The 13,712-nt window shown below is 65.9% G+C and carries 12 protein-coding genes; 7 read left to right on the top strand and 5 right to left on the bottom strand.

The features are described 5' to 3' along the window. The first annotated feature begins 6 nt into the window (after positions 1–6). From urtB to urtE, 4 genes are read left to right on the top strand one after another with little or no spacing between them, the layout of a single operon-like run. Positions 7–1,629: an urea ABC transporter permease subunit UrtB gene (urtB, locus tag V6X63_RS04280; protein ID WP_367978209.1), complete on the top strand. Its 1,623-nt coding sequence runs from the start codon at positions 7–9 to the stop codon at positions 1,627–1,629. Positions 1,630–1,632: 3 nt separating this feature from the next. Then, a complete protein-coding gene (gene urtC, locus V6X63_RS04275) occupies positions 1,633–2,763 on the top strand; it encodes an urea ABC transporter permease subunit UrtC (protein ID WP_367978208.1) in 1,131 nt (376 codons plus the stop codon). Continuing rightward, the gene (gene urtD, locus V6X63_RS04270) at positions 2,760–3,596 is read left to right on the top strand and encodes an urea ABC transporter ATP-binding protein UrtD (RefSeq protein ID WP_367967359.1); all 837 of its coding nucleotides are present in this window, start codon (positions 2,760–2,762) and stop codon (positions 3,594–3,596) included. Before urtC ends, urtD begins: the two co-directional genes overlap by 4 nt. Positions 3,597–3,599: 3 nt before the next feature. Continuing rightward, on the top strand, positions 3,600–4,289 hold the full coding sequence (gene urtE, locus V6X63_RS04265; RefSeq protein WP_367967358.1) for an urea ABC transporter ATP-binding subunit UrtE: 690 nt from the start codon (positions 3,600–3,602) through the stop codon (positions 4,287–4,289). On the opposite strand, the gene V6X63_RS04260 is transcribed toward urtE, so the two are convergent. After that, positions 4,240–5,772: a YifB family Mg chelatase-like AAA ATPase gene (locus V6X63_RS04260; RefSeq protein ID WP_367967356.1), complete on the bottom strand. Its 1,533-nt coding sequence runs from the start codon at positions 5,770–5,772 to the stop codon at positions 4,240–4,242. The two genes, urtE and V6X63_RS04260, sit on opposite strands and share 50 nt — an antisense overlap. A 58-nt stretch (positions 5,773–5,830) precedes the next feature. Then, on the bottom strand, positions 5,831–6,109 hold the full coding sequence (gene ubiK, locus V6X63_RS04255) for a ubiquinone biosynthesis accessory factor UbiK (protein WP_367967354.1): 279 nt from the start codon (positions 6,107–6,109) through the stop codon (positions 5,831–5,833). Positions 6,110–6,370: 261 nt separating this feature from the next. Between ubiK and V6X63_RS04250 the strand changes: the two genes are divergently transcribed. From V6X63_RS04250 to V6X63_RS04240, 3 genes are all read left to right on the top strand, one after another. Continuing rightward, positions 6,371–6,709 carry a P-II family nitrogen regulator gene (locus V6X63_RS04250; RefSeq protein ID WP_367967353.1) on the top strand — a complete coding sequence of 113 codons (339 nt, stop codon included), beginning with the start codon at positions 6,371–6,373 and terminating at the stop codon, positions 6,707–6,709. A gap of 24 nt (positions 6,710–6,733) precedes the next feature. Next, on the top strand, positions 6,734–7,969 hold the full coding sequence (locus tag V6X63_RS04245) for an ammonium transporter (RefSeq protein ID WP_367978207.1): 1,236 nt from the start codon (positions 6,734–6,736) through the stop codon (positions 7,967–7,969). A 125-nt stretch (positions 7,970–8,094) separates the two neighbouring features. After that, positions 8,095–8,979, top strand: a complete 885-nt coding sequence (locus tag V6X63_RS04240; RefSeq protein ID WP_367978206.1) for an NAD(P)-dependent oxidoreductase — start codon at positions 8,095–8,097, stop codon at positions 8,977–8,979. A gap of 10 nt (positions 8,980–8,989) precedes the next feature. Here V6X63_RS04240 and V6X63_RS04235 read toward each other — a convergent pair whose 3' ends face one another. From V6X63_RS04235 to V6X63_RS04225, 3 genes are all read right to left on the bottom strand, one after another. Continuing rightward, on the bottom strand, positions 8,990–9,652 hold the full coding sequence (locus V6X63_RS04235) for an SPOR domain-containing protein (protein ID WP_367978205.1): 663 nt from the start codon (positions 9,650–9,652) through the stop codon (positions 8,990–8,992). A 2-nt stretch (positions 9,653–9,654) separates the two neighbouring features. Continuing rightward, positions 9,655–11,415: an arginine--tRNA ligase gene (argS, locus tag V6X63_RS04230; RefSeq protein ID WP_367978204.1), complete on the bottom strand. Its 1,761-nt coding sequence runs from the start codon at positions 11,413–11,415 to the stop codon at positions 9,655–9,657. 66 nt (positions 11,416–11,481) lie between these two features. Beyond that, entirely contained in the window at positions 11,482–13,671 is a 2,190-nt protein-coding gene (locus V6X63_RS04225) for a primosomal protein N' (RefSeq protein ID WP_367978203.1), read from the bottom strand. Between the last annotated feature and the right edge of the window lie 41 nt (positions 13,672–13,712).

Genomic DNA, 13,712 nt, shown 5'->3' with positions numbered 1-13,712 from the left:
CGAATCATGCAACGAAACCCGGGTTACTGGCGGCTTCTGGCCGGCCTGCTGCTGGCCTGCGCGGTCTGCGCGACGGTCCAGGCGGCGTCGGATGATACGGCCTTTGCCGAGCAGGTGGCCGCGCTCAATGCGCGGAGCTTCGACGACAAGGCGGCGGCGGCGCGTGCCATTGCCGCGAGCGGCCACCCGCGGGCGACAACCATCCTTCAGGCACTGCTCGACAGCAGCCTCTATTTTCGCGTCATCGAGGGTGACGTCGTGCTCGCGGAGGCGACTGATGACGGGTTTGCCCTGACGGACCCGGTCACCGGCGAGGCGGCGGGCGCCGCAACCCAGTACGAGGTGCGGCGGGTCGTGATCAATAACGCGATTCGCGGCGAAGTCAGGGATCTGCTCGCGCGCAGCGGTCTGACCAGCGATGATCCGTCGGTCCGTCGTGAGGCGGTCCGTCAGCTGCTGGACAATCCCGATCCGGCGATTGCCGAGCAGATTGGCGGGCTGATTGACGAGGAGCCGCGCGCGGATATCCGGCGTGATATGGCGCTCGTGCTGGGTCTGTCACGCCTCCAATCCGAGGCGGCCGCCGACCGGCTGCTGGCGCTCGAGTCGCTCCGCGGCTCGCTGGCGGATCGGGTGCGCAACGAGGTCCGCACGCTTGCCAACGATGATCCGGATCCGGCGGTACGCGCCGAAGCGGCGCAGATGCTCGCGGGCATCGAGGAGAGGCGTGAACTCTGGGGGTTTGCCGAACAGGTCTTCTTCGGCCTGTCCATGGGGTCGGTGCTCATGCTCGCGGCCTTCGGGCTTGCCATCACCTTCGGTGTCATGGGCGTGATCAACATGGCCCATGGCGAGCTCATCATGCTGGGCGCCTACACCACCTATGTCGTCCAGCAGTTGATGCCCAATCACATCGAGTACTCGATCCTGGTCGCCATCCCGGCGGCCTTCCTGGTGGCTGGCAGCTTTGGCGTGGCCATTGAGCGGGGCATCATTCGATTCCTCTATGGCCGTCCGCTGGAGACGCTGCTGGCCACGTTCGGTCTCAGCCTGATCCTGCAGCAGTTGGTGCGGACCGTATTCTCGCCGCTGAACCGGCGGGTGAGCACACCGGACTGGATGGCCGGCTCCATCGAGGTGAATGCCGCGTTCAGCCTGACCCTCAACCGGCTGTACGTCATCGCCTTCGCTCTGCTCGTCTTCCTCGGACTGATGGCGATCTTCAAGCGCACGACACTGGGGCTGCGGGTTCGGGCCGTTTCCCAGAACCGCGCCATGGCCAGGGCGGTCGGCGTGAGCTCGGCGCGCATCGATGCGCTGACTTTCGGTCTTGGCGCTGGTGTCGCCGGTCTCGCTGGCGTCGCGCTCTCCCAGCTCACCAATGTCGGGCCGAATCTGGGCCAGGGCTACATCATCGACTCTTTCCTGGTGGTGGTCTTCGGTGGCGTCGGCAACCTCTGGGGCACGCTCGTCGGCGGTCTTTCGCTGGGGGTGCTGAACAAGTTCCTCGAGCCCCAGACCGGGGCAGTGCTCGCCAAGGTGCTGGTGCTGGTGTTCATCATCCTGTTCATCCAGAAGCGCCCGCAGGGGCTTTTTCCGCAGCGCGGCCGTGCCGCGGCGGAGGGTTGACCGATGGCGGCCAATGAAATCACGGCGACCCGGCTGATCCCCCAGGCGCCCCATCGGCGCCTCCTGCATGGTGACCTCGGCGGGCGCATCCTGCTGGGTATCCTCGCCGCGATGATCGTGGTGGTGCCCGTGCTCAATCTCATGGTGCCGGCGGATTCGCCATTTCACGTCTCCACCTATGCGGTCACGCTGATGGGGCGGTATCTGTGCTTCGCCCTTCTGGCGCTGGCGCTGGATCTGGTCTGGGGCTACTGCGGCATCCTGAGTCTCGGCCACGGCGCCTTCTTTGCCCTCGGCGGCTACGCCATGGGTATGTATCTCATGCGCCAGATCGGTGACCGGGGCGTCTACGGCGATCCGGTACTGCCCGACTTCATGGTTTTCCTGGGCTGGGAGAAGCTGCCGTGGTTCTGGTACGGCTTCGACCACTTCTGGTTTGCCGCGCTGATGGTTCTGGCCGTGCCGGGGCTGCTGGGCTTTGTCTTCGGCTGGCTCGCATTCCGCTCACGGGTGACCGGCGTCTACCTGTCGATTATCAGTCAGGCGATGACCTACGCGCTCATGCTGGCGTTCTTCCGCAACGAGATGGGTTTCGGCGGCAACAACGGTCTGACCGACTTCAAGGACATTCTGGGTTTCAGCATCTCGGCACCGGGGACACGCGTTGCGCTGTTCATGGCCTCGGGGCTGGCGCTCGGGGTGAGCTACCTCATCTGCCGGATGATCGTCCGCTCCCGGCTGGGCCGGGTGGTGACGGCCGTCCGTGATGCAGAGCCGCGGACCCGTTCCCTCGGGTATCGCACCGACCGCTACAAGCTCTGGGTATGGACGGTCTCCGCGATGCTCTCGGGGCTGGCGGGTGCGCTCTATGTGCCCCAGGTCGGCATCATCAACCCCAGCGAGTTCTCGCCGCTCAATTCCATTGAGGCGGTGGTCTGGGTGGCGGTCGGCGGCCGGGGTACGCTCTACGGCGCGGCACTTGGTGGCGCCCTGGTGAACTATGCCCAGACATTGCTCACCGCCTTGCTGGCGGAGCTGTGGCTGTTCGTGCTCGGCGGGCTGTTCGTCGCCGTGACCCTGTTCTTCCCCCGCGGGCTGGTTGGGCTGCTCCGTCGTCGCGGGGGTGGGTCATGAAGTGGCTGGAGACGACACGCGAGGTCATGCGCCGCGATCAGGTCTTCGACGTCGTGCGACCGGCTCAGTCCGTCTCGGCAGGGCTGGATACGCGGCATGGCCCCATCCTCTACCTCGAGGATGTGACCGTGAGTTTCGATGGATTCCGCGCCCTCGATGAGCTCACGCTGTATATCGACGATGGTGAGTTGCGCTGCATCATCGGTCCCAACGGCGCGGGCAAGAGCACGATGATGGACGTGATTACCGGTCGGACGCGTCCGGATCACGGCGCGGCCTGGTTCGGCCAGCGGCTGGACCTTTTGCGCATGGACGAGACCGAAATCGCCCGGGCGGGCATCGGGCGCAAGTTCCAGAAACCCACGGTGTTCCCGAACCATCGTGTCGTCGAGAACCTGGAATTGGCCATGGCCGGTCCCCGTGGGGTCTGGTCGGCCCTGGGCGCGAGGCTGTCGGTGGAGGGCCGAGACCGGATCGACAGCGTGCTGGAGGAGATCGGGCTCGGCGAGGCCGGCTACGAGCTGGCCGGTAAACTCTCGCATGGCCAGAAGCAGTGGCTGGAGATAGGCATGCTGCTCATGCAGGACCCGCGTGTTCTGCTGGTCGATGAGCCCGTGGCCGGGATGACGCACCAGGAGATGGACCGGACGGCGGAGCTGCTGACACGACTGGCTGGCCGGCATTCGGTGGTCGTCGTCGAGCATGACATGGAGTTTGTCCGGTCGATCGCTCGACAGGTCACCGTGCTCCATCAGGGTGCGGTGCTCGCGGAGGGCAGCATGGATGAGGTGCAGTCCGACCCGCGCGTGGTGGAAGTCTATCTCGGAGAATAGCCGGTGCTCTCGATCAGTCAGCTCAATCAGTTCTACGGCGAAAGCCATACCCTTTGGGATGTCGATCTGGAGGTGCCCGCCGGTGGCTGCACCTGCCTGATGGGACGAAACGGTGTTGGCAAAACCACCGTTCTGAAAACCATCATGGGGTTGCTGCCGGCCGCCTCCGGCGAGATCCGCTTTGACGGCCGGCGTATCGACGGTGAGGCCACCGAGCGGCGTGCCCGTGGCGGTATCGGTTACGTGCCCCAGGGGCGTGAGATCTTTCCTCTGCTCAGTGTTGAGGAAAACCTGCGTATCGCCCGTGCGGCCATCGGCCGCCGCGACATACCGGAGATCGTCCATGATCTCTTCCCCGTCCTCCACGAGATGCGGCACCGCCGCGGCGGTGATCTCTCGGGTGGGCAACAGCAACAGCTCGCCATCGGACGCGCGCTCTGCCTGGAACCCTCACTCTTGATGCTCGACGAGCCGACCGAGGGTATCCAGCCCAACATTGTCCGCGAGATCGGCGACATCATCCGCCGGCTCAATCGCGAGCAGGGACTGACCGTGCTCCTCGTCGAGCAGAAACTGCCTTTTGCCCGACGCACGGCGGATACCTTCGCCATTCTCGATCGGGGCCGATCGGTGGCAGCCGGGGTCATGGGCGAGCTGGACGATTCGCTCGTGCGGCGTTATCTGACGGTCTGAGGCGTTCGCGATAGGCGAGTGCCTCTCCGACATGGGTGGATGTCACCCGGTCATGACCCTCGAGGTCGGCGATGGTCCGGGCAATGCGCAGGCACCGATGCCAGCCCCGGGCCGAGAGGCCCAGCTTCCTGGTCGCCGATTTCATGAGTCCCCGGCTTTTCTGGTCCAGCCGGCAGCGCTGGCGGGTGACCGCTGCGCTCAGCGCCGCCGCGGGCATGCCGTCGCGGTTCATTTGCCGGTCGCGCGCCGCGCGGACACGTTCACGCACCGTTGCCGTGGTCTCCGGGACGCTGCCGTTATCCAGTTCGTCGGCCGCGAGAGGTGGGACGTCGATCTGCAGGTCAATGCGATCAAGCAGGGGGCCGCTGATGCGGTTGCAGTACTGCTGGATCTGGCTGGGTGTGCAGCGGCAGTCGTTGTCACTGTCGCCGAGATGACCGCAGGGGCAGGGGTTCATCGCCGCCACGAGCTGAAATCGGGCCGGAAAGCGTATTTTCCGGCTGGCCCGTGACACGCTGATGGCGGCGGTCTCCAGGGGTTCGCGGAGTGCCTCAAGGGCCTCCCGGGGGAACTCCGGCAGTTCGTCGAGGAACAGGACACCATGGTGGGCGAGAGAGATTTCCCCCGGGCGAGGCCTGGCGCCACCACCGGTCAGGGCGCGGGCGGAGGCGCTGTGATGGGGGTGCCGGAATGGCCGGCGACCCCAGTTCGTTGGATCGAATTCGCCCGCCGCCACCGAATGGATGGCCGCCGATTCCATGGCCTCGGCGGAGTTCATGGCGGGGAGCAGGCCCGGCAGGCGGGCAGCCAGGAGGCTTTTACCACTGCCCGGCGGCCCGCAGAGGAGCAGGCTGTGCCCGCCGGCGGCGGCGATCTCCAGCGCACGCCGGGCCCGGCGTTGTCCGATGACATCGCCGAGATCCGGCATCGGCGCCGGGGACGGCGATTGCCGGGGGCTGGCCGTATCCAGGCGCTGCCTGCCGGTGAGGTGACGGCAGACCTCCAGTAGATGGCCAGCGCCATGAACGGCTCGGCTCGCCAGTGCCGCCTCGGCCTCATTCTCATGCGCCACGATCAGCGATTCACCGGCATCGGCACAGCGCAGTGCGATCGGCAGGGTGCCGCTGACCGGACGCAGGTCGCCGGAGAGGGCCAGCTCCGCGCAGAAAACGATGTCCTCGAGGCCCCGCGCTGGCAGCTGGCGCGATGCCACGAGGATGCCCAATGCGATCGCCAGGTCGAAACGCGCGCCATCCTTGGGCAGATCGGCGGGCGCGAGATTGACGGTGATCCGGCGTCGCGGGAATTCAAACCCGCTGGTGGTGAGGGCACCGCGGACGCGATCTCTTGCCTCGCGCACGGCGGTGTTGGGCAGGCCGACAATGGAGAGGGACGGCAGCCCGCCCCCTAGATGAACCTCGACGTTGACCCGTGGCGCGTCGATACCGACAGCCGCCCGGGCCTGGATCAATGCCAGTGACATGGCAACGCACCTCCCTGTGCGAAGCGGATGGTCTGGTCAGGCAGGGCCCCGGGTCGGCTCAGTCCCCGCCGCTCTCCGGTGCGGTCTGTTCGGGGCCGGCGCCGCCCTCGAGTTCGGCCACGCGGGCCTCCAGGGCCTCCAGGCGTTCCCGGGTGCGCGCCAGTACCTTGGCCTGGGCATCAAACTCCTCGCGGGTGACGAGCTCCATGCGGCTGAACGCGCTCTGCAGCGCCACGCGGGCATTCTTCTCGACCTCCTGCTGAAAGTCGCGCACACCGCTGGGCAGGCTTTCCGAGAAACGTCTGGCCATTTCATCGAACTGTTTGGGATCGAGCATGGTTTACACCTCTCTGGCTGTGATCCCAGTTTAAGCGCTCTATCGGGATTTCCCAATGCGCCTGGCGCGCCGGATTGGTGCGTCCGACGAACGGGGTATGCACCAATACCGTGCATAGCGACCCCTGCATCCCTGCGGCCGTCGGCCAACCCCTGAAATGTTGCGATGCAGCGGCTGGCACGATCCCTGCATTCTCTCGTGGCGAGTTTTTACCGTTCACGGGCACAGGGTTGATACCGGGCCCTACTGGGGAGATCAGGCATGAAGCTAATCACTGCCATTATCAAGCCGTTCAAGCTCGATGATGTCCGGGAGTCGCTCTCGGAGATCGGGGTTCAGGGCGTCACCGTCACCGAGGTCAAGGGATTCGGCCGCCAGAAGGGGCATACGGAGCTCTACCGGGGTGCGGAATATGTCGTCGACTTTCTACCGAAGATGAAGGTCGAGGTGGTTCTCGAGGACGGGCTCGTCGAGCGGGCCACCGAGGCCATCAGCAAGGCGGCTAACACCGGCAAGATCGGTGACGGAAAGATCTTCGTCTCGCCTGTCGAGCAGGCCGTCCGCATCCGGACCGGCGAGACCGACAAAGACGCACTCTAATTCCCGTTTCAGGAGTATTGACCGATGAATGAAGTGATTGAACTGGCCTATGCGCTGGACACCTTCTACTTCCTGATCAGCGGTGCGCTGGTCATGTGGATGGCGGCCGGCTTCGCCATGCTCGAGTCGGGTCTCGTGCGGGCCAAGAATACCGCCGAGATCCTCACCAAGAACGTGGCGCTGTATTCCATCGCCTGCATCATGTACCTGCTTTGCGGCTATCAGATCATGTACGGCGGCGGATCGGGCTTCATCCCCAACTTCGGCATGCTGATCGGCGCCGACAACACGGTCGCGAGTGTGGTTGACGGCGATGCCTACTACTCGGTTATGTCCGACTTCTTCTTCCAGGTCGTGTTCGTGGCAACCGCCATGTCCATCGTCTCGGGTGCCGTCGCGGAGCGCATGAAGCTCTGGAGTTTCCTCATCTTCGCCGTTGTCATGACCGGCTTCATCTACCCCGTCCAGGGCTTCTGGAAGTGGGGTGGTGGTTTCCTCGACGCCGCGGGCTTCCAGGATTTCGCCGGGTCCGGCGTGGTGCACATGACCGGTGCCGCGGCCGCGCTTGCCGGCGTGATCCTGCTCGGGGCGCGTAAGGGCAAATACGGCGCCAACGGGGAGGTCAAGGCCATCCCGGGCTCCAACATGCCGCTGGCGACGCTGGGTACATTCATCCTCTGGCTGGGCTGGTTCGGCTTCAACGGCGGTTCGCAGCTCGTCATCACCAACGTGCTTGACGCCAACGCGGTGGCCGCCATCTTCGTCAACACCAACACGGCCGCTGCCGGCGGTGTAGTCGCGGCGTTGCTCACGGCCAGAGCGATGTTCGGCAAGGCCGATCTCACCATGGCACTGAACGGCGGGATCGCAGGCCTTGTGGCGATCACGGCCGAGCCGCTGACGCCGGCGCCGTTGCTGGCGACCTTTATCGGCGCCGTTGGTGGTGTACTGGTGGTCTTCTCCATCGTGACCCTCGACAAGCTCAAGATCGACGATCCGGTGGGTGCCATCTCGGCCCATGGAACGGTCGGCATCTGGGGCCTGATCGCCGTGATCTTCAGCAACGACGCGGCGAGCATCGGCGGTCAGCTGCTGGGCATCATCTCCATCTTCCTGTGGGTGTTCATCTCGGCGTTCATCGTCTGGAGCATCCTCAAGGCCACGGTGGGAATCCGTGTGAGCGAGGAAGAGGAGTACGAAGGGCTGGATGTCGGCGAGTGCGGCCTGGAGGCCTATCCCGAGTTCACCCGGACCCAGTAGTTCCGGACCGGTTCCGGGATCCACGACGGGCGCCTTCGGGCGCCCGTTTTTTTTGCCTGCGAGGCCCGGTATGCCTGCGCTAGACTGCTGGCCACCGCACCGTCAACCCGTTGGAGGGACAGCGCATGAAGGTAGGAGTCGCCGGGCTCGGCGTCATGGGCCGCGGTATGGCCCGCAACCTCGCTTCGGCCGGGCTGCTGGCCGGGGTCTGGAATCGAACCCGCTCGCGTGGACAGGCCATGGCCGATGAACTGGGTGTGCCCCTGGCGGATGACCCAGCGGGGCTCGCCGGTCTCTGCGAGGTCGTGGTGACCTGCGTGAGCGCGGATGACGATCTGCTGGAGGTGGTCGAGGGTCTGCGCCCGGGGCTCGATGCCGGCAAGGTGGTCGTGGATACCTCGACGATCGGTGTGGACACCGCCGAAACCGCGGCGGAACGCCTGCGCGAGGATGGTGTCGCCTTCCTGGATGCGCCGGTGACCGGTGGTCCGGAAGGGGCCGATGCCGGCACGTTGCAGGTCATGGTCGGGGGGGACCCCGACGTGCTCGAGCGAATCCGACCGGCCATGCTTGCCATTGGTAGCGAGGCCACGCATTTCGGACCGGTCGGGTATGGTCAGCGGGCCAAGGCGGTGAACCAGGTGATGGTCGCTGGACTTGTACAGGCGGTCAGCGAGGCCTTGTCCTTTGCCGATGCCAGTGGGCTCGATACCGAGCGGCTGCTGCCGGTGCTGACTGGCGGTGCTGCGGGGAGTCGGCTACTCGAGCGCCGTGGCAGTCGCATGCTGGCAGGGGACTTCGAGCCGGGTTTTCGCATGGCGCTGCATCACAAGGATCTCAACCTCTGTCGGCGTCTGCTCCAGTCCCTGGACGTCAATCTGCCGCTGGTGGAAATGACCATCAAGCATTACGAACGGCTGCTCGACAGAGGCTATGGCGACGAGGATATGTCCGCCCTGTACAGGCTCAAGCGCGAACTGTTCGAGAACGGCAACCGCAAGAGCCTCTGAGGCCCGATGTTCAGCCGCCGGCCCGGAGCAGGATGGCGTCGATCTGTTGGCCGGCCATGCGCTCGCGCACGGCATTTACCCGCTGGAGGTCAGCGAAGGGGCCAATGCGGACTCGATGCCATGTCTCTCCGCCGGGAAGCTCCACCACCTGGATGCGTGCCTCAATGCCGAGCAGTGCCAGACTGGCCTTTAGTGATTCGGCATCGGAGGGCTTTCGGAATGAGCCCGCCTGGAGCAGATAGCGGGCGCCGTCAGTCGCCTCCGGAGCGCCGGCATCGCTGAGCTCTGACTCTGTCGACTGCGTTGCCGTATCGCTGGCCGGGTCATCCGCGTCGGGCAGCGCGCCGTTGTTGTCCAGTGTCTCCGCCCCGCGGCTGGCGACTTCCACCTCCTGCTCGCTTAGCAGACGATAGAACTCGAAGCGCGGTTGATCGCTGGCACCGCCGGCCGTGGCGTCGTTGGCGCTCCCATCCGTTGCATCGCCGCCGGCGGGCTGATCCGGACGCGTATGCTCCAGATGAACGACCAGTGCCACCATCAGGCCCATGGCGAGCCCCGTGATTCCCCATATGACAGGACTTCGCTGGCGTGCGCCGGCGCCGGTATTCGGCTTGCGGCTCGCCTGCCGGCTCCCGCGGGCCGGTTTCTTGCCGGGTTTGGTCTTCGCCGCCACGGCTACATCCGCTCCGGCGCCGATACGCCCAGCAGGGCCAGCCCGTTGCGGATGACCTGACGCGTTGCCCGGACCAGGGCCAGCCGCGCGTCGCGCAGCGCTCCATCATCAACCAGAAAGGTATGGGCGTTGTAGTAGGTATGAAACCCGCCGGCGAGCTCCCTCAGATATTGGGCGATCTGATGCGGCTCGTGGCTGATGGCCGCGCCCTCGATCACCTCCGGGTATCGTCCCAGCGTCTGGAGCAGGGACTGTTCATGATCCTCGGTGAGCCGGTCAATGGCGCCGAGGCCTCTATCCAGGTCATGCTCGATGCCGCGCTCGTTCATCTGTCTCAGGACGCTGCAGACCCGCGCATGGGCATACTGGATGTAGTAGACCGGGTTGTCGTTGGACTGCGACTTGGCCAGCTCGAGGTCGAAGTCCAGATGCTGCTCGGGTCGGCGCATCACATAGAAAAAACGCGCCGCGTCGTTACCGACTTCCTCGCGGAGTTCGCGCAGTGTGACGAACTCTCCCGACCGGGTCGACATCGACAGTCGCTCATGGCCACGGTAGAGGATCGCGAACTGCACGAGCCGGAACTCAAGGCGATCGGTGTCATGGCCGAAGGCGGCCAGGCTGGCGCGGACGCGGGCCATATATCCGTGGTGATCAGCTCCGAAGACATCAATGGCGCGCCCGAAGCCACGCTCGAACTTGTCCAGATGATAGGCGATGTCCGAAGCAAAGTAGGTGGTCTGGCCGTCCGCCCGCCGCACTACCCGATCCTTGTCATCGCCGTAGTCGGTGGAACGGAACCATCGGGCGCCATCCATTTCGTATAGCGTTCCGGCCGATTCCAGACGTTGCAGGGCACGCTCTACGGCACCGGCTTCCACCAGACCACGCTCGCTGAACCAGCGGTCATAGCGGACGCCGAAGGCGGCCAGATCTTCCTCGATATCGTGCCGGATCGCCTCGACCGAGGCGTCGACGATCTCCCGGTAGCGGGTCGTACCCAGCAGCGTCCGGGCCCGGTCGGTCAGCGCATCGATGTAGCGTTCCTTGTCCCCGCCGGCATGGGCATCCGCAGGCAGACCATCGGTCAGCTCTGAGGCGGTGATGCGGTAGCGCTCTCCCGCCTCGGCCTCGAGGTCGCGTGCGATGGCATGGATGTAGTCACCACGATAGCCGTTGGCCGGGAACGCGATCGACTCGCCACGATGTTCCAGGTAACGGATCAGGACGCTGACCGCGAGGATATGAATCTGACGGCCGGCATCATTGACGTAATACTCGCGGTGCACATCGTAGCCGGCCGCCTCGAGGACGTTGCCCAGGGCTCCGCCGAACGCGGCGCCGCGGCCATGGCCGACATGGAGCGGCCCGGTGGGGTTGGCCGAGACGAATTCAATGATCACGCGCTCGCCTGCGCCGTGATGGCATCGGCCGAAGGCGTCCCCCTCGCGATGGATGCGCTCGATCACCGCATTGGCGGCGTCCCGGGTGAGGAAGAAATTGATGAACCCCGGGCCGGCGACCTCGGCGCGATCGACATGCGGGTGGACAGGCAGTCTCTCGACCAGTGCGGTTGCGAGTTCCCGTGGCGGTTTGCCCGCCGGTTTGGCAAGACGCATGGCCAGATTGCTGGCGTAATCCCCATGGTCGCTGCCACGGCCCCGCTCAAGCTGGATATCCACCGCTTCGGGCAGGCTGAGTGACTCACTGTCGGCAAGGGATTGGAGTGCCTGACGCAACAGATCGGCCAGTTCTTCTTTCATGATGGGGTTCGATATCCGGCTGGCAAAGAGCGCCCATTATCCGGCCTCTCTGTCGGGGTTCAAGCGCTACAGCGTCTCGGCCGGATCGACATCGATGGACCAGCGCACGCGCCTGGCCTCGGGAAGCCTGCCGAGTCGGGGCAGCCACTGCGTCAGCAGGTGCTGCAGCGGCGCACGCAGGTCGGACTGAAGCATGACCTGGGCGCGATAGCGTCCCGCACGGCGTTCCATTGGCGCCGGGTAGGGGCCGAGCCGTTCCACCCGCGGGTCACGCGGTGCTCCTGCCAGCGCGGCTTTCAGAAAGGCTTGCGGCGCTTCCCGGGACGGTGCCTCGGCGCGCAGCAGGGCCATGGCCCGTGCCGGCGGCAGACCTGCGGCCTCGCGCTCAGCCAGCGCAGCCTCGGCAAATGCGGGGTAGCCGCCGTGGATGAGCATCTGCAGCAGCGGATGCTCGGGGTGATGCGTCTGGATTGCGACTTCGCCCGACCGTTCGGCGCGGCCCGCCCGGCCGGCGACCTGCACCACCAGCTGCGCGAGGCGCTCCGGCGCGCGGAAGTCGGCGCCGAAGAGCCCCTGGTCGGCATCGATGATGGCGACCAGTGTCACTGCCGGCAGATGGTGGCCCTTCGCCAGCATTTGTGTTCCCAGAAGCAGCCGGGTGTCACCGCGTCTGGCCGCCTCCATCTGGCGCTCGAAACTGCCCCGGCGACGGGTGCTGTCCCGGTCGATGCGCACGGGCGGCGTCTCGGGAAAGGCGGCCTGGAGGGCGGTTTCAATGCGCTCGGTGCCAAGGCCCAGTGGCCGCAGGTCTACGCTGCCGCAGCTCGGGCAATGATGGGGGAGGGAGCGTTCCCGGTCGCAGTGATGGCAATGCAGCCGCCCGCGTCCGCGGTGATAGGTGTATCGAGCATCGCAGCGGTCGCACTCCGCTAGCCATCCGCATTCATGGCAGATCAGCGTGGGGGAGAATCCGCGTCGGTTGAGAAACAAAAGCGCCTGCCCACCCCCCTCCAGATGTCGGCGGATCTGATCGATGAGCGGTTGCGAGAGGCCGTCCCGAGTCGGTTGGCCGCGCATGTCCAGCAGCTGGATGACCGGCGGGCGTGCATCGCCGGCGCGCTGGCACAGTCGGTAACGGGTATAGCGTCCCCGGCGGACGTTCTCGAGGCTCTCCAGCGAGGGCGTGGCGGAACCCAGCACCACGGGGATATCCAGGCGGTGAGCCCGCAGTACGGCCAGATCCCGGGCCGAGTAGCGAAACCCCTCCTGTTGCTTGAGCGAGGCGTCGTGTTCCTCGTCGATGACGATCAGCCCCGGCCGCCTCAGCGGGACGAAGGCGGCCGACCGGGTGCCGATGACGACATCCGCCTCCCCGGTCCGGGCGGCGAGCCATGCGTTGAGGCGTTCACCGTCGCCGAGGCCGGAATGCAGCACGGCAATGCGACCCGGCAGTCGGCGCTGGAAGCGGCGGACCAACTGCGGCGTGAGCCCGATTTCGGGCACGATGACCAGGGTCTGAAGGCCCTGTGCCAGGGATCGGGCAATGGCATCCAGGTAGATCTCGGTCTTGCCGCTGCCGGTGACCCCGTCGACCAGGACGACCTCATGACCCTCACCGGGCTGAATGGCCCGGGCCGCCGCGATCTGTTCATCGTTGAGCGCGAGGTTCGATTCCTCGCCGCGGCCGATGATCAACCCATAGTCCGGTACCGGCGTGAGCGAGGCCAGACCGCGTTCGACGAGGCGCTGCAGCGCGCCGCGGGGATCGCCATCAAAACCGGCAAGCCGCGCTGGCGATAGATGCTCCTCTGCCTGCAGGGCTTCCAGTAGCACCGCCTGTCGCGGGGCCTGACGTGCCAGGGATTCCGGCGCTGTCTCCCGGCCCTCGGCGGTGATTGTCCAGACGGTCGCGATGGCGGGCGCCGCTGCCTGGCCCTGTCGCAGACGGGCCGGTAATGCCGTCAGGTAGGCCTCACCTACCGGGTGATGATAGTAGTGCGCCGCCCATTCGATCAGGCTGGAGGTCTCCTCATCGAGCAGCGGCTCGTCGTCGAGCACCGCGGTGATCGGGCGTAATCGATCGGCTGCGAGATTGCTGCCGGACGGCGCGGCGGTCACCATGCCGACCAGTTCGCGTCGGCCCAGCGGGACACGGACCCGGACCCCGCGCCGGGGCAGGGGGAGTCTGGATGGGACGAGGTAATCGAGGGGCTCGGTAAAAGGGCCCGGCACGGCGACACGGATGGTTCTGGTCATGGCGTCGATTGTTCGTCGCCTGCCGATCCGGCGCAAGCCCG

This window comes from Spiribacter onubensis (assembly GCF_040838425.1).
Lineage (GTDB): Bacteria > Pseudomonadota > Gammaproteobacteria > Nitrococcales > Nitrococcaceae > Spiribacter > Spiribacter onubensis.
Note: the sequence above shows the minus strand (reverse complement) of the source record. Positions and strands in the feature narration are given on the sequence as shown.